General features: G+C 71.3%; 16 protein-coding genes and 1 riboswitch. Of the genes, 7 read left to right on the top strand and 9 right to left on the bottom strand.

All coding sequences use genetic code 11. The annotated features are described in order from the left end of the window. Positions 1–64 precede the first annotated feature (64 nt). Positions 65–1,093, top strand: a complete 1,029-nt coding sequence (locus tag FBY22_RS31760) for a 6-phosphofructokinase (RefSeq protein ID WP_142151419.1) — start codon at positions 65–67, stop codon at positions 1,091–1,093. 64 nt (positions 1,094–1,157) lie between these two features. Beyond that, complete coding sequence (locus FBY22_RS31755; protein WP_142151418.1) at positions 1,158–2,153, top strand: 2-hydroxyacid dehydrogenase; 996 nt, start codon at positions 1,158–1,160, stop codon at positions 2,151–2,153. Here FBY22_RS31755 and FBY22_RS31750 read toward each other — a convergent pair. Both FBY22_RS31750 and FBY22_RS46080 read right to left on the bottom strand, forming a co-directional pair. Beyond that, on the bottom strand, positions 2,105–3,985 hold the full coding sequence (locus FBY22_RS31750; RefSeq protein WP_142151417.1) for an anthranilate synthase family protein: 1,881 nt from the start codon (positions 3,983–3,985) through the stop codon (positions 2,105–2,107). The two genes, FBY22_RS31755 and FBY22_RS31750, sit on opposite strands and share 49 nt — an antisense overlap. A 96-nt stretch (positions 3,986–4,081) precedes the next feature. After that, the gene (locus FBY22_RS46080; protein WP_076973970.1) at positions 4,082–4,138 is read right to left on the bottom strand and encodes a trp operon leader peptide; all 57 of its coding nucleotides are present in this window, start codon (positions 4,136–4,138) and stop codon (positions 4,082–4,084) included. Positions 4,139–4,234: 96 nt separating this feature from the next. On the opposite strand from FBY22_RS46080, the gene FBY22_RS31740 reads away from it, so the two are divergent. Beyond that, complete coding sequence (locus tag FBY22_RS31740) at positions 4,235–5,587, top strand: class II 3-deoxy-7-phosphoheptulonate synthase (protein WP_142151416.1); 1,353 nt, start codon at positions 4,235–4,237, stop codon at positions 5,585–5,587. A gap of 134 nt (positions 5,588–5,721) precedes the next feature. Next, positions 5,722–5,955 (top strand): bacterioferritin-associated ferredoxin, encoded by a 234-nt coding sequence (locus FBY22_RS31735; protein ID WP_142151415.1) that lies wholly within the window; start codon positions 5,722–5,724, stop codon positions 5,953–5,955. Here FBY22_RS31735 and bfr read toward each other — a convergent pair whose 3' ends face one another. Continuing rightward, entirely contained in the window at positions 5,956–6,435 is a 480-nt protein-coding gene (gene bfr, locus FBY22_RS31730; protein WP_142151414.1) for a bacterioferritin, read from the bottom strand. 156 nt (positions 6,436–6,591) lie between these two features. On the opposite strand from bfr, the gene FBY22_RS31725 reads away from it, so the two are divergent. Next, the gene (locus tag FBY22_RS31725) at positions 6,592–7,233 is read left to right on the top strand and encodes a sulfite oxidase-like oxidoreductase (RefSeq protein ID WP_142151413.1); all 642 of its coding nucleotides are present in this window, start codon (positions 6,592–6,594) and stop codon (positions 7,231–7,233) included. A gap of 13 nt (positions 7,234–7,246) precedes the next feature. On the opposite strand, the gene FBY22_RS31720 is transcribed toward FBY22_RS31725, so the two are convergent. The 6 genes from FBY22_RS31720 to thiO form a co-directional block, all read right to left on the bottom strand. Further along, positions 7,247–7,747, bottom strand: coding sequence for a DUF4396 domain-containing protein (locus FBY22_RS31720; RefSeq protein ID WP_142151412.1), 501 nt, complete (start codon positions 7,745–7,747; stop codon positions 7,247–7,249). Positions 7,748–7,823: 76 nt separating this feature from the next. Continuing rightward, a complete protein-coding gene (locus tag FBY22_RS31715) occupies positions 7,824–8,699 on the bottom strand; it encodes a deoxyribonuclease IV (RefSeq protein WP_142151411.1) in 876 nt (291 codons plus the stop codon). A 34-nt stretch (positions 8,700–8,733) separates the two neighbouring features. Continuing rightward, positions 8,734–10,656, bottom strand: coding sequence for a Stk1 family PASTA domain-containing Ser/Thr kinase (pknB, locus tag FBY22_RS31710; protein WP_174267310.1), 1,923 nt, complete (start codon positions 10,654–10,656; stop codon positions 8,734–8,736). A 118-nt stretch (positions 10,657–10,774) separates the two neighbouring features. Continuing rightward, positions 10,775–11,569 (bottom strand): thiazole synthase, encoded by a 795-nt coding sequence (locus FBY22_RS31705; RefSeq protein WP_142151410.1) that lies wholly within the window; start codon positions 11,567–11,569, stop codon positions 10,775–10,777. A gap of 3 nt (positions 11,570–11,572) precedes the next feature. Beyond that, positions 11,573–11,773, bottom strand: coding sequence for a sulfur carrier protein ThiS (gene thiS, locus FBY22_RS31700; protein ID WP_142151409.1), 201 nt, complete (start codon positions 11,771–11,773; stop codon positions 11,573–11,575). Beyond that, complete coding sequence (gene thiO / locus FBY22_RS31695; RefSeq protein ID WP_142151408.1) at positions 11,770–12,924, bottom strand: glycine oxidase ThiO; 1,155 nt, start codon at positions 12,922–12,924, stop codon at positions 11,770–11,772. The genes thiS and thiO overlap by 4 nt, the downstream gene beginning before the upstream one ends. Next, positions 12,922–13,033, bottom strand: a riboswitch (TPP riboswitch). (Overlaps the previous gene by 3 nt.) Before the next feature lie 136 nt (positions 13,034–13,169). On the opposite strand from thiO, the gene FBY22_RS31690 reads away from it, so the two are divergent. Further along, complete coding sequence (locus FBY22_RS31690) at positions 13,170–14,399, top strand: NAD(P)/FAD-dependent oxidoreductase (protein WP_142151407.1); 1,230 nt, start codon at positions 13,170–13,172, stop codon at positions 14,397–14,399. Between the two features lie 66 nt (positions 14,400–14,465). After that, a complete protein-coding gene (locus FBY22_RS31685; protein ID WP_142151406.1) occupies positions 14,466–14,831 on the top strand; it encodes an Rv2175c family DNA-binding protein in 366 nt (121 codons plus the stop codon). Positions 14,832–14,957 lie beyond the last annotated feature (126 nt).

Here is a 14,957-nt window from a genome sequence, read left to right as displayed (position 1 = left end):
CCTGTGTGACCTGGATCACCATTAGCGTGGCTGCACCAGGCAACCGCGGCGAAGGGACATTTCCATGCGTATCGGAGTACTGACCGGAGGCGGCGACTGCCCCGGGCTCAACGCCGTCATCCGGGGCATCGTTCGCAAGGGCGTACAGGAGTACGGCTACGACTTCGTCGGCTACCGGGACGGCTGGCGCGGTCCGCTCGAAGGCGACACCGTTCCCCTCGACATCCCCGCGGTGCGCGGCATCCTGCCCCGCGGCGGCACCGTCCTCGGCTCCTCGCGCACCAATCCGCTCAAGCAGGACAACGGCATCCGGCGGATCAAGGAGAACCTCGCCAAGCAGGAGGTCGAGGCGCTCATCACCATCGGCGGCGAGGACACCCTCGGTGTCGCCGCGAAGCTGTCCGACGAGTACGGCGTGCCGTGCGTCGGCGTGCCGAAGACCATCGACAACGATCTGTCCGCCACCGACTACACCTTCGGCTTCGACACCGCGGTCGGCATCGCCACGGAGGCCATCGACCGTCTGCACACCACCGCCGAGTCCCACATGCGCGTGCTGGTCTGCGAGGTGATGGGCCGTCACGCCGGCTGGATCGCCCTGCACTCCGGCCTCGCCGGCGGCGCCAACGTCATCCTCATCCCCGAGCAGCGCTTCGACCTCGACCAGGTCTGCGCCTGGATCACCTCCCGCTTCAAGTCCTCCTACGCCCCGATCGTGGTCGTCGCCGAGGGCGCCATGCCCAAGGACGGCCACCTGGTGCTCAAGGACGAGTCACTGGACTCCTTCGGGCACGTCCGGCTGTCCGGCGTCGGCGAGTGGCTCGCCAAGGAGATCGAGAAGCGCACCGGCAAGGAGGCCCGCACGACGGTCCTCGGGCACATCCAGCGCGGCGGCACCCCGAGCGCCTTCGACCGCTGGCTCGCCACCCGCTTCGGTCTGCACGCCATCGACGCGGTCCGCGACGGCGACTTCGGCAAGATGGTCGCGCTGCGCGGCACCGACATCGTCCGCGTGCCGATCGGGGACGCCACGGCCAGGCTGAAGACGGTGGACCCGAAGCTGTACGAGGAGGTCGGCGTCTTCTTCGGCTGAACCGGCACCCTGGGGTTGTGGGCCGTATATTCGGCCCATAACCCATCGCAAACGGGAGCGGATCGTGGAGATTCTTGCCTTCGGTGTCCAGGCGGACGAGAAGCCCCTGATCGAGCGGGCCTTCGAGGGGCATCACGAGGTCCGGTGTCTCGACGTCTTCCTCAACGAGGACACCGCCCCGATCGCGGCCGGCTACGAGATCGTCTGCACCAGCGTCAACTGCGGCCTGGGCAACCGCGTCCTGCAGACCCTCACGGTCGGCGGCACGCAGATGATCGCCCAGCGCTCCACCGGCTTCAACAACATCGACCTCAAGGTCGCCGAGCGGCTCGGCATGACCGTGGCCCGCGTCTCTTACTACTCGCCCTACGCCGTCGCCGAGTTCGCCTGGACGCTCGCCATGGCGGTCAACCGCCGCATCGTGCGCGCCTCCACGCGCACGCGTGACTTCGACTTCCGCCTCGACGGGCTGATGGGCCGCGACATGCACGGCCGCACCGCGGGCGTCCTCGGCACCGGCAAGATCGGCGAGGCGTTCGCCCGGATCGCCCACGGCTTCGGCATGCGGCTGCTGGGCTGGGACGTCGCCGAGAACCCCGCCTGCGTGGCACTCGGCATGGAGTACGTCCCCAAGGAGCAACTCCTCGCCGAATCGGACCTGATCACCCTGCACGTGCCGCTGATGCCGCAGACGCAGCACCTCATCGACGCCGACGCGCTCAAGGGGATGAAGGACGACGCGATCCTGGTCAACTCCAGCCGCGGCGGCCTCATCGACACCGCGGCCCTCGTCGCCGAACTGCGCGAGGGCCGCTTCACGGGCGTCGGCCTCGACGTGTACGAGGCGGAGGCGGGCCTGTTCTTCGTCGACCGCTCCCTGGAGGCGATCGAGGACGACACCCTGGCCCGCCTGGTCACCTTCCCCAACGTCCTGGTCACCTCGCACCAGGCGTACTACACCCGGGACGCCGTCGGCCAGATCATCGAGGCGACCGTGCAGAACGTCCTCGACTACCGGGCGGGCCGCCGCTCGGAGAACGTGCTCGTGCCGCGCACCTGAGCGACGAGGTCACGCACGACCGAGGCGCCGCTCAGCGTCAGCACCGACTCCGGGTGGAACTGCACGCCCGCGAAGCCCGGCCCGCGCAGGGCGTGCACCTCGCCGTTGCCGGCCCGGGCCACCTCGACGCCGTGCGCGGCCAGCTCCTCGGCCGCCTCGTCGGCACAGTGCGCCACGAAGCTGTTGTAGAAGCCGACCGTCTCCTCCCGCCCGAACAGGTCGATCGCCGTCTGCGCGCCCTGGTACGGCACCTCCTTGCGGACGATCTCCAGCCCCAGTTCGGCCGCGATCAGCTCGTGCCCGAGGCAGACGCCGAGCACACCGTGCGGGTGGGTGCGGATCACCTCGGCGGTCAGCCCGCGCAGGAACCGCATCTTCGGGTCGTCCAGGTCGCGGGGGTCGCCGGGGCCGGGCCCGAGTACGACGGGCCCCGCGTGCCCGAGAGCGGCCTCCCTCAGCCCCGGCTCGTCGTAGCGCCGGACCGTCACGTCCAACCCGCCGGCGCGCAGCATGTGCGCGAGCATCGCCGTGAAGGTGTCCTCGGCGTCGACGACCAGGGCGTGCCCGGCCGGCTCGTCGGCCTGCTGCTGCATCCGCAGCCAGAAGGGGGCGAGCGAGGCCCGGCGCCCGTCGAGCGCGGCACGCACGCGTGGGTCGTCGGCGAGACGTACGCGCGTGTGCTCCGCACGCGGCCGGGAGGGACGTACGCCCAGCGCCGCCAGCACTCCCGCCGCCTTCGCGTGGGTCTCCGCCACCTCGCCCGCCGGGTCCGAACCCCGTACGAGGGTGGCGCCGACCGGCACCCGCAGCCGGCCGTCGGCGCCGATGTCGGCGGTACGGATGAGGATGGGGGAGTCGAGGGTCTGGGCGCCGCCGGAGTCACGGCCGAGCAGGGCCAGCGCGCCCGCGTAGTAGCCGCGCCCCCCGACCTCGTGCCGTTCGATGACCCGGCATGCGTTCTGCACGGGCGAGCCGGTCACGGTCGCCGCGAACATGGTCTCCCTGAGCACCTCGCGCACGTCCAGCGTGGACTTCCCGCGCAACTCGTACTCCGTGTGGGCGAGGTGAGCCATCTCCTTCAGCCGCGGCCCGATCACGACCCCGCCCATGTCACCGACGGTGCACATCATCTTGAGTTCCTCGTCGACGACCATCGACAGCTCCTCGATCTCCTTGGAGTCGGCGAGGAAGCCGAGCAGGTGCTCCGGGGTGGGGCCCTCGGCGGGATAGCGGTACGTCCCGCTGATCGGGTTCATCACGACCGTGCCGCCGGACATCCGGACGTGCACCTCCGGGCTGGCCCCCACCAGGGTGCGCTCCCCGGTGTGCACGACGAACGTCCAGTACGCGCCCCGCTCGCCCTCCAGCAGTCGCCGGAACAGCGCCAGGGCGTCGGCGCGGGAGAACCCCGCGATCTCCCCCTCGTACGTCCGCCGGACGACGAAGTTGGCGCCCTCGCCCTGTCCGATCTCCTCGCGCAGCACGCGCCCGACGATCTCGGCGTACTCCTCGTCGTCCACGTCGAAGCCGCCGCGGTCGACGCGGACGTCGTGGGAGGGGAGGGCGGCGAGCGCCTCGTCCAGTGGCATGTCACACACCACCTCGGGCGTCAGCACCAGCAGCGGTGTGCCGTCGTCCCGCACGTCGAAGCCGCGCTCGCGGATCTGCCGGAAGGGGACGAGCGCGAGGCCCTCGTCCGGGAGGTCGGCGAGCCGGTCGCACGTGTGGACCGGGCCGAGCAGCACCTCCACGGTGTTCTCGTCGTGGCCCGGCGTGCGGCGGCGCAGCAGGGCGAACGGTCGGGGATCGTCGAGCAGGTCGACCAGATGCATGAGTCCGTTTTCCTTCTCGCTGGAGAGGAACGGACCCCCGGGAAACGCCGAAGGCCGCCCCTCGGGCGGCCTTCGCGAAGTCTTGCGTACGCGCAGTCAGTGGGCCGCCGGATGAGCGGTCCACCACCAGTTCTGGATCGAGTGCGCGAACATGCGACGCACCCTACCCCATGTCCGTACCGCGTACGGGGTGTCTCATTTGTTGGGCATGGTCCTGGAGCCCCGACACGACCCCGTAATGTTTGGGGGGTGACCGTGAACGCTAAGACCAGCGCGAGCGCTGGCAACACCTGGCGAGATCTGCCCGCGGCGCAGCAGCCCGAGTACCCCGACCTTGAGGCTCTGCGCGCAGTCGTTGCGGACCTCGAGTCGTATCCGCCGCTCGTCTTCGCGGGCGAGTGCGATCAGCTGCGTGCCCGAATGGCGGCCGTCGCCAAGGGAGAGGCGTTCCTCCTCCAGGGCGGCGACTGCGCCGAGGCCTTCGACGCCGTGTCCGCGGACCACATCCGCAACAAGCTCAAGACGCTGCTGCAGATGGGCGCCGTCCTGACGTACGCCGCCTCGGTGCCGGTCGTCAAGGTCGGCCGCATCGCCGGCCAGTACTCCAAGCCGCGCTCCAAGCCGACCGAGACCCGCGACGGCGCGACCCTGCCGACCTACCGCGGCGACTCCGTCAACGGCTTCGACTTCACCGAGGCCGCCCGCATCCCGGACCCCGAGCGGCTGAAGCGGATGTACCACGCGTCGGCCTCGACGCTGAACCTGGTGCGCGCCTTCACCACCGGCGGCTACGCCGACCTGCGCCAGGTGCACGCCTGGAACCAGGACTTCGTGAAGTCGTCCCCCTCCGGTCAGCGCTACGAGCAGCTCGCGCGGGAGATCGACAACGCGCTGAACTTCATGCGGGCCTGCGGCACCGACCCGGAGGAGTTCAAGACCGTCGAGTTCTACTCCTCGCACGAGGCGCTGCTGCTCGACTACGAGTCGGCGCTGACCCGCGTCGACTCGCGCACCGGCCGGCTGTACGACGTCTCCGCGCACATGGTGTGGATCGGCGAGCGCACCCGGCAGCTGGACCACGCGCACATCGAGTTCGCCTCGAAGATCCGCAACCCGATCGGCATCAAGCTGGGCCCGACGACCACGGCCGAGGAGGCGCTGCAGTACATCGAGCGCCTCGACCCGGACCGTGAGCCGGGCCGGCTGACCTTCATCGTGCGCATGGGTGCCGACAAGGTCCGCGACAAGCTGCCCGAGCTGGTCGAGAAGGTCACCGCCTCCGGCGCGACCGTCGCCTGGATCACCGACCCGATGCACGGCAACACCTACGAGGCGGCCTCCGGTCACAAGACCCGCCGCTTCGACGACGTGCTCGACGAGGTCAAGGGCTTCTTCGAGGTCCACAAGGCCCTCGGCACCCACCCGGGCGGCATCCACGTCGAGCTCACCGGCGACGACGTCACCGAGTGCGTGGGCGGCGGCGACGAGATCTTCGTCGACGACCTGCACCAGCGCTACGAGACGGCCTGCGACCCGCGGCTGAACCGCAGCCAGTCGCTGGACCTGGCCTTCCTCGTCGCCGAGATGTACCGGGATCAGTGACGGCGGCACCTGTCACCAGGGCATGAAGTGGGGCGCGGATCACATACGATCCGCGCCCCATCCCACTTTTGCGGTCTTCGGGCGCCGGGTAAGGTTAGGTTAGCCTTATCGATCTAGGTGGGAGGTGAGTCCGCGTGTACGTGTGCAGCTGCTTCGGCGTGACCGAGGCGCAGGTCCAGCAGCATGCGGACGACGGTGCCTGCACTCCCCGCCAGATAGCCTCCGCCTGCAAGGCGGGCACGGACTGCGGCGGGTGCGTGCGCCGCATCCAGGCGATCCTCGGCCGGGGCGCCTGCCCGCGGCGGGAGGCGGCGGACCAGGGCCGACCGGTCCTCGCCGAGATCGCCGACCTCGACGAAGCGGCCTAGTCAGCTCTCCGGCTGTTCGATCAGCTGGGCGATGTACAGCGCCTCGCCGAGCTTCTCCACCAGTTCCAGCTGGGTGTCGAGGTAGTCGATGTGGTGCTCCTCGTCCTCGAGGATCGACTCGAAGATGTTCGCGGACGTGATGTCGCCCTTGTCGCGCATCACCTTGATCCCGCGCCTGAGACGGTCGATCGCCTCGACCTCGATCTGCCGGTCGGCCTCGAACATCTCCTGGACGGTCTGGCCCACCCGTACGTGGAAGAGCCGCTGATAGTTGGGCAGCCCTTCCAGGAAGAGAATCCGGTCGGTGAGCACTTCGGCGTGCTTCATCTCGTCGAACGACTCGTGCCGGGTGTACTTCGCGAGTTTCGTCCAGCCGAAGTTCTCCTGCATCTTCGCGTGCAGGAAGTACTGGTTGATCGCGGTCAGCTCGCCGGTGAGCTGCTCGTTGAGGAATTCGATGACCTCGGGGTCGCCCTGCATCGCAGAGGCTCCTTCCGACCGGGGGGAACGGGCAGGTTGCGCCGCATGATTGCACCGGCGTGCGAGGCCGTCCAGTAAGTTCACGCTTAGTAGGAGTTGCCCGAATCGGGCGGAGGCCGGTCATGGGCATCGCCGCGGGTCTGTCAGGATGGAGGCATGGGTCAACCGGTGGAACGCGCATCAGGAGAAACCGGAGATTCCGTGCACCCGGGGCTTCCCCCCGGCCAGCGCCTGCAGCGCGGCTGGCCGGTCACGCACTACGGGCCAGTTCCCAAGTTCCGGCCCGAGCGCTGGGAGTTCAGGGTCTTCGGCGCCACCGCGAACGGTGAGAAGCACTGCTGGAGCCACGAGGAGTTCACGGCGCTGCCCTACACCTCGGTCGTCGCCGATCTGCACTGCGTGACGAAGTTCAGCATGCTCGGCGCCGAGTGGGGCGGCATCCCCGCCTCCGCGATCCTGGAGATCGCCCCGCCCGCCCCCGCCGTCACCCATGTGATGGTCTGGGCCGAGTACGGCTTCAGCTCCAACCTCCGCCTCGACGACTTCGCGTCCGACCGCACCCTCTTCGCCACCCACAAGGACGGCGAGCTGCTGACGGCGGAACACGGTTTCCCGCTGCGCCTGGTCGTCCCGCACCTGTACGCCTGGAAGGGCCCGAAGTGGGTGCGCGGCGTCGAGTACATGACCGCCGACCGCCGCGGCTTCTGGGAGGAGCGCGGCTACCACAACATCGGCGATCCGTGGAAGGAGCAGCGCTACTCCTACCAGGAGGAGCCCGGGGAGGGCCCCGAGCTCTGACTCCCGGTACCCCTCAGTGGTGCTGGTGCACCACCGCGTGCCCCTTGCCCCGCCCGATCATCCACTTGTTGACGGGTGTGGTGACCAGGAACGCGATCACCAGGGAGATCGCCAGCGAGATCCAGAAGAGCGTGTCGCCGAGCCCGGCGTCCATCGCGTCCGGCCACAGCACGATCACGCCGTTGTCGATGAGCTCCATCACGGCGATCGACAGGGTGTCCGCGGCCAGCGCCACCCGGAAGGCGGTGCGGAAGCCGACGCCGGCCTTCAGGACCCCGCGCAGGGTGAGCGAGTAGCCGAAGAAGAAGGCGAGGGCGATCGCCAGGATCATCGTCGGGAGGTTGCCCCAGCCGAGCGCGGTGCCGATCACCATGCCCAGCACCTCGCCGATGGCGCAGCCAGTGAGGCAGTGGAGGGTGGCCTGCGCGGCCATGGACCAGCTCGCGGGGCCGTGTCCGTCGGTGGCGTGGCCCTCGTGCCGGTGGATGTGTTCGGTGTGCGCCTCGTGCTGCATGAGTGCCCCCAATGCCGGATGACGGTTCCTGTACCGGACAGGAACCGTATACCCCCTGGGGGTATTCCGGAACGGGTCAGGAATCCCGGAGTTTCTTCAGCCGCTCCACGTCCGCCGCATGCCCCTCCTTGCCGCCGGGGGTCTCGATGATCAGCGGGACGCCGTCGGTGGCGGGGTGGGTCATCAGGGCGCGGAACGGGTCCTCGCCGATGTGGCCGGCGCCGATGTTCTCGTGCCGGTCCTTGTGGGCGCCGACGACGTCCTTGGAGTCGTTGGCGTGGATCAGCTTCAGCCGGCCCTCGCCGACCGTGTCCACCAGCAGGTCGAGCGTCTGGTGCATGCCGCTGGGCCCGGTCAGGTCGTGCCCGGCGGCGAAGATGTGGCAGGTGTCCAGGCAGACCCCGAGCTTCGGATGGGCGTCCAGCGCCTCGAAGTACGGGCCGAAGTCCCAGGTGCGCGAGCAGAGGGAGGCGCCCTGGCCGGCGGTCGACTCCAGGAGCAGGAACGGGTCGTCGGCGGTCAGCTCGTCGAGCAGCGGAAGCAGGTGCTCGCGCACCTGCTTGAGGGCAACGGACCGCTCCCGGCCGCCGGTCGCGCTGCCCGTGTGGACGACCACGCCGAGCGCCCCGATCTCCCGCCCGCGCCGCAGCGAATGCCGCAGCGACTCCACCGACCTCTCGACCGTCGCCTCGGTGTGCGAGCCGAAGTTGATCAGGTAAGGAGCGTGGACGTACGCCGGAATCGCCTCGGCCGCGCAGGCGGCGCGGAACTCCTCGTCCTGCCGCGGATTGCCGAAGGGCGTGGCCCAGCCACGCGGGTTGGCGACGAAGACCTGCACGGTCTCGGCCCCGAGGTCGCGGGCGTAGGTCAGACCGACGGAGTTCAGGCCGCCGGCCACGGGGACGTGGCCGCCGACGGGGTTGCGGGGGAGGGAGGGGTACCGGCTTTTCACCCGTTCAGGGTGTCATGCCCGTGGCGGCCCTCCGTCACCGGATCTTGATGGTGATCGTCGAGCCCTTCGGCGCCGTCCGGCCGCCCTTCACGGACTGCGCCTTGACCGTGTCGCCGAACAGACCGAGCAGACCGCGGTCCTCGTCGACCTTGAATCCGGCGCCCTCCAGGGCCGTGTGCGCGTCGTCGACGCTGTCGCCGGTGACGTCCGGCACCTCGACCATCACCGGGCCTTTGGACAGCGTCAGCGTCACCGTGTCGCCCTCGGCGGCCTGGCCGTCGCCCCGCGGGGTCTGGGCGGCGACCTGCCCCTTGTCGAAGTCGGAGTTGATCCGCTCGGCGGCGACCTTCACCGTGAGGCCGGCGTCCTCCAGGTCGGACCTCGCGGAGTCGAGATCCTCGCCGGTGACGTCCGGGACGTCCACCGGGCTGCCCTTGCTGACGGTCAGCGCGACCGCCGAGCCCGCGTGCCGCCGCACGCCCGTCCCCGGTTCCGTGGAGATCACCGAGCCCCGCTCGACGCTGTCGGAGAACTCCCGGGTCACCATGCCCGCCTCGAGCCCGCTCTTCTTCAGCTGCGCCCTGGCCTCGGCCAGGGTCCCCCCCTGCACGTCGGGCACCTTCACGGTCTCGGGGCCGTCGGAGAGGGTGATCGACACGGAGGCGTTGTCCCGGACCCGGGTGCCGGGCTCGGGGTCGGAGCTGATGATCGTGCCCCGGGCCACCGTGTCGCTGTAGGCGTGCCTGACCGACCCCAGGTCCAGCCCCGCGTCGCTCAGCTGCTTCTCGGCCTGCGTCCGGGTCTTCGCCAGCACGGGCGGGACCTTGGTGAACTGGCCGGAGTTGATGTACCACACGCCCGTGCCGACACCGAGGATCAGCAGCACCGCGACGACGATCGCCAGCGGCCCGCGCCGGGAGCGCCCGTCGCGCGGGCGCGGCGGCAGCGGCGGGGGAGACTCCAGCCGGCTGGTACGGTGCAGCGCGGGCTCGTCGTTCACCGGCAGCGGCCGGGGCGTGGTCAGCGCGCGCGGGATGACGCTCGTACGGTCCTCGGAGATGTCCCGGTGCTCCGCCGCGACCGCCCGCGGCGGCACCGCGTCCAGCTGGTCCTCGCCGAGCGCGGCACGCACCTGACGCGTCTGTGCGAGCAGCGCCACCGCGTCGTACGGGCGGATGTCGGGGGTCCGGGCGGTCGCCGACGCGACCAGTTCGTCCAGCTCGTACGGCAGCCCCGGGACGACCGCCGACGGGGGCGGGACGTCCTCGTGGAGGTGCTTGTAGAGGACCGTGGCGGGGGAGTCCCCCTCGTGCGGACGGTCGCCGGTGAGCATCTCGTACAGGACGACACCGCACGCGTACACGTCGACCCGGGGGTCGGCCGTGCCGAGCTCGATCTGCTCAGGCGCGAGGTAGGAGACGGTGCCGAGCACGGTCCCGGTGGTGTTGGTGACCGTGTCCACGGAGCGCACGAGCCCGAAGTCCGCCACCTTCACCCGGCCGTCGTCCCCTATCAGGACGTTCTCCGGCTTCATGTCCCGGTGCACGAACCCGGCCCGGTGCGCGGCGCCGAGCGCGGCGAGCACCGGTTCCAGGATGTCCAGGGCGGCGCGCGGCTGCAGCGCCCCGCGCTCGCGCAGCACATCGCGCAGGGTGCACCCGGCGACGTACTCCATGGCGAGGTAGACGTACGACCCGTCGGTGCCCTGGTCGAAGACCTGCACCACGTTCGGGTGGGCGAGGCGGGCGACCGACTTCGCCTCACGGATGAACCGCTCGACGAAGGAGCCGTCGGCCGCGAGCGAGGGGTGCATCACCTTCAGCGCGAGCACACGGTCGAGGCGGGTGTCCAGGGCCCGGTAGACCGTGGCCATCCCGCCGACCGCGATCCGCGCGTCCACGCGATAGCGGCCGTCGAGCACCTGCCCGACCAGAGGGTCCTGAAGGGTCGTATCCACGCAGGTGAGTGTACGAGCCGAGACTGACAGGGCCGTGGGTTCGGGTGAGATCGGGGCGGTACTGCAGCCGAGCTGTGACGGACCTCGCACCGCCGTCCGGATCTGATCGAACAGGCGTTCAGAACGCGGGGCGCTCCGGATCGAGGCGCGCGCGCCCCTCCTGCGGCGAGGACGCCTCCGCGAAGTGCCGGCGCGGAATGCGCCCCGCCCGGAACGCCAGCCGGCCCGCCTCCACCGCGTGCCGCATCGCCTCGGCCATCAGCTGCGGCTCCTGCGCCCGCGTCACCGCCGAGGCGAGCATCACGCCCGCGCACCCCAGCTCCATCGCGAGCGCCGCGTCCGACGCCGTACCGGCGCCCGCGTCCAGGATCACCGGCACGCGCGCGTGCTCGGTAATCAGCTGGAAGTTGTGCGGATTGCGGATGCCGAGCCCGGAGCCGATGGGCGAGCCGAGCGGCATGATCGCCGCGCATCCGACGTCCTCCAGCCGACGCGCGAGAACCGGGTCGTCGTTGGTGTACGGCAGCACGGTGAAGCCGTCGTCGACCAGCGTCTCTGCGGCGTCCAGCAGTTCGATCGGGTCGGGCAGGAGAGTGCGCTCGTCGGCGATCACCTCGAGCTTGACCAGGTCGGTGCCGAGCGCCTCGCGCGCCAGGCGGGCGGTCAGCACGGCCTCCTGCGCCGTGAAACAGCCGGCCGTGTTCGGCAGGACGCGGATGCCCAGCCGGTTCAGCACCGACAGAACCGAGCCGTGCACCGACGGGTCCACCCGCCGCATCGCGACCGTCGTCAGCTCCGTGCCGGACGCCACCAGCGCGCGCTCGAGGACCTCCAGGCTGGGGGCACCTCCGGTGCCCATGATCAGGCGGGACGTGAAGGACGTACCGCCGAGGACAAAGGGGTCGTCGGCCATGGGTCAGCCTCCTTGGACGGCGGTGAGGACCTCGACGCGGTCCCCCTCGGAGAGGGGCGTCGACGGCCACTGCGCGCGCGGGACGACGGTCTCGTTCAGGGCGGCGGCCACCCCGGAGGGGGCCGGGGTCAGAGTGCGTACGACGGCGTCCAGGGCCGTACCGGGAGCGAACTCGCGCCGCTCCCCGTTGACGGAGACGTTCATGCGTGCTGCTCCACGCGCGCGAAGCGCTTCGGGGTGAACGGGAGGGCCTCTTCGGGGAGTTCACCGGTGGCCAGGACATGCGCCATGGCGTCGCCGGTGACCGGCGTCAGCAGCACGCCGTTGCGGTAGTGGCCGGTGGCCAGCAGGAGGCCGGGCAGCTCGGTCGGGCCGAGCAGCGGCGCGTTGTCGGGGGAGCCCGGGCGCAGACCCGCCCGCGTCTCCGTCAGCGGCAGTTCGGTGATCCCGGGGACCAGCTCGTGCGCGTCGCGCAGCAGCTCGTACACCCCGCCGGCGGTGACCGTCGTGTCCCAGCCCAGCTCCTCGCTGGTGGCGCCGACGACCAGCTCGCCGTTCTCGCGGGGCACCAGGTAGACATGGCTGCCGCGCACCATCGCGCGCACGGTACGGCTCAGGAACGGCGCGTACCGCTTCGGCACGGTCAGCCTCAGCACCTGCCCCTTCACCGGCCGTACCGGCGGCAGCACGTCGTCCGGCACGCCCGGCAGCCGCCCGCTGAGGCTGCCGGCCGCCAGCACCACCTGCCCGGCGGACAGCTCGCTGCCGTCGGCCGTGACGACGCCGGCGGCCCGGTCCCGCACGACCCGGAAGCTCTCGGCCCACACCCGGTGGAAGACCACGCCGGCCCGCTCGCACGCGGCCACCAGCGCCCGCGCCAGCCGCCGCGGATCGATCTGGTGGTCGCCGTCGACCCGGAGCCCCCCGCGCACGCCCGGCGCGAGCATCGGCTCCAGGCGCCGGCAGTCGCGCCCGGACAACCACTCGGACTCCAGGCCCGACTGCCGCTGCAGAACGTGCAGTTCGCGCAGATGGGCGCGGTCGTCGGCGTCGAGCGCGACGGCGAGCGTGCCGCACCGGCGGTAGCCGAGGTCGTGACCGGTGGTCTCGGTGAGCTCGGCCGCGAAGTCCGGGTAGCGGCGGGCCGAGGCCAGGTTGAGGCCCAGCAGGGTCTGCTCGCCGTAGTGCAGCTCCGTGACGGCGGCCAGCATCCCGGCGGCCACCTGGGCGGCGCCGCCGCCCGGCTCCGGATCGACCACGGCTGTCGCGAGACCGCGCTGCGCGGCCCGCCAGGCCGTGACCAGGCCGATGATCCCGCCCCCGATGACGAGGACGTCTGACGTACGTGACGACATGGGCGTCCAGCCCCTCCCTTCGCCGGCATGACCCGGATCAGGTTCGTACGGTCGGAGGCCGCCAGCCTCCCTCTCAGCCCGGTGCGTCCGGGCTCCCGCGAGTGCGTGTACGGGGGCCACCCTAGCCCGACCCCTCACGCCTCGGTAAGGGAGCCTCCGGCCGCCGCCGTCGCTCACCGACGGTGTGGAACAGCTCACGGAGCACGACCCCTGACTGACGAGTAGTCAGTGTCTATGGTGATCAGGTGAGCGAGCAGACGACGCAGTCGCAGCGGCGGGTGGTCGTGGTCGGCGCCGGCATGGCCGGTGTGCAGACCGCGGTCGCACTGCGCGAACAGGGCTTCACCGGCACCGTCACGCTGATCGGCGCCGAGCCCCACCAGCCGTACGACCGGCCGCCGCTGTCCAAGGCCGTCCTGCTCGGCAAGTCCGAGGGCTCCGCCTTCGACGTCGACTTCGAGGCACTCGGCATCGAACTGCGGCTGGGGCGCGAGGTGCTGGGCGTGCGCCCCGAGGAGCACCGGCTGGACACCGAGACCGGGCCCGTCCCGTACGACGTCCTGGTCCTCGCCACCGGAGCCGAACCCGTCATGCTGCCGGGCGCCGAGGGCGTGCCCGGCGTGCACCTGCTGCGCACCCTGGACGACGCCGAGCGACTGCGGCCCGTGCTCGCCCGGCAGCACGACATCGTGGTCGTCGGCGCGGGCTGGATCGGCGCCGAGTTCGCCACGGCCGCGCGCGAGGCGGGCTGCGCCGTGACCGTCGTCGAGGCCGCGGACCGGCCCCTCGCGGGCGCGCTGCCCGCCGAGGTGGCCGAGCCCATGGCCGCCTGGTACGGCGACGCCGGCGTCGAGCTGCGCACACACGCGCGCGTGGCGCGCGTCGAGCCCGGCGCGGTCGTCCTCGACGACGGCACACACGTGCCCGCGGGCGCCGTCGTGGTCGGCATCGGCGCCCGCCCCGCCACCGGCTGGCTCGCCGGCTCCGGCGTCGAGCTCGGCCCGCACCGCGAGGTCCTGGCCGACGACCGCCTGCGCACCTCGGTGCCGGACGTCTACGCCGTCGGCGACTGCGCCTCCTTCCCCTCGGCCCGGTACGGCGACCGGCTGCTCGTCCACCACTGGGACAACGCCCTCCAGGGTCCGCGCACGGTCGCCGCGAACATCGTCGGCGAGGCCACCGGCGAGCCCCCGGCGGTCTACGACCCGGTCCCGTACTTCTGGTCGGAGCAGTTCGGCCGGTTCGTGCAGTACGCCGGGCATCACGCGTCCGCCGACACGACCGTGTGGCGGGGCGACCCCTCCGGTCCGGCCTGGTCCGTCTGCTGGCTGCGCGAGGACCGCCTGGTGGCGCTGCTCGCGGTCGGCAGGCCGCGCGACCTGGCCCAGGGGCGGCGGCTGATCGAGGCGGCCACCCCGATGGACGCCGGGCTGCTGGCGGACCCGGCGAAGCCCCTGAAGGCGGCCACGGCGTAGTCCGTACGCCACTTGTCGGGCGGGCCCGACTTCCGACTGTCGGTCCCGGATGGCAGGCTTGATTCCGTGACCGAGATTGACGCAAAGATCGATGCTCTCGTCCCCGCCTGGCTCACCCTGCCCGACATCGCCGAAATGCTCGACGTGGAGGTGACGCGGGTGCGGCAGCTGGTCAAGGAGGGCCAGCTCATCGCCGTACGCCGTGGGGAGAACCGCGCGCTGCACGTTCCCGCCGCCTTCATCGACGGGGACAAGGTCGTCAAGGGCCTGACCGGCACCCTGACGCTCCTGCGGGACGACGGCTTCACCGACGAAGAGATGCTCGAGTGGCTCTTCACCCCCGACGACAGCCTGCCCGGCACCCCCGCGCAGGCCCTGAGCGAGAATCGCGGCACGGAGGTGAAGCGCCGGGCCCAGGCGCTCGCCGTCTGAACCAGCCAGAACGACCCGAACACCGTCCGGAGTGCGGGCCGTGGCCGGTGGTGCCACGGCCGCGGGACACCGCGGCCTGCCGCACCACCGGCCACGGCCCGCACGCCATCCACCCCCGGGGGACAC

Origin of the sequence: Streptomyces sp. SLBN-31 (assembly GCF_006715395.1) — a bacterium.
Classification (GTDB): Bacteria; Actinomycetota; Actinomycetes; order Streptomycetales; family Streptomycetaceae; genus Streptomyces.
The sequence above is the reverse complement of the archived record's forward strand: the minus strand, read 5'-3'. Positions and strand labels throughout refer to the sequence as shown.

Bases quoted from the DNA above. Each gene is read 5' to 3' on its own strand.
- FBY22_RS31760 (WP_142151419.1), top strand. From the start codon at position 65: ATGCGTATCGGAGTACTGACCGGAGGCGGCGACTGCCCCGGGCTCAAC.
- FBY22_RS31750 (WP_142151417.1), bottom strand. From the start codon at position 3,985: ATGCATCTGGTCGACCTGCTCGACGATCCCCGACCGTTCGCCCTGCTG.
- bfr (WP_142151414.1), bottom strand. From the start codon at position 6,435: ATGCAGGGCGACCCCGAGGTCATCGAATTCCTCAACGAGCAGCTCACC.
- FBY22_RS31725 (WP_142151413.1), top strand. From the start codon at position 6,592: ATGGGTCAACCGGTGGAACGCGCATCAGGAGAAACCGGAGATTCCGTG.
- FBY22_RS31720 (WP_142151412.1), bottom strand. From the start codon at position 7,747: ATGCAGCACGAGGCGCACACCGAACACATCCACCGGCACGAGGGCCAC.
- FBY22_RS31705 (WP_142151410.1), bottom strand. From the start codon at position 11,569: ATGGCCGACGACCCCTTTGTCCTCGGCGGTACGTCCTTCACGTCCCGC.
- thiS (WP_142151409.1), bottom strand. From the start codon at position 11,773: ATGAACGTCTCCGTCAACGGGGAGCGGCGCGAGTTCGCTCCCGGTACG.
- thiO (WP_142151408.1), bottom strand. From the start codon at position 12,924: ATGTCGTCACGTACGTCAGACGTCCTCGTCATCGGGGGCGGGATCATC.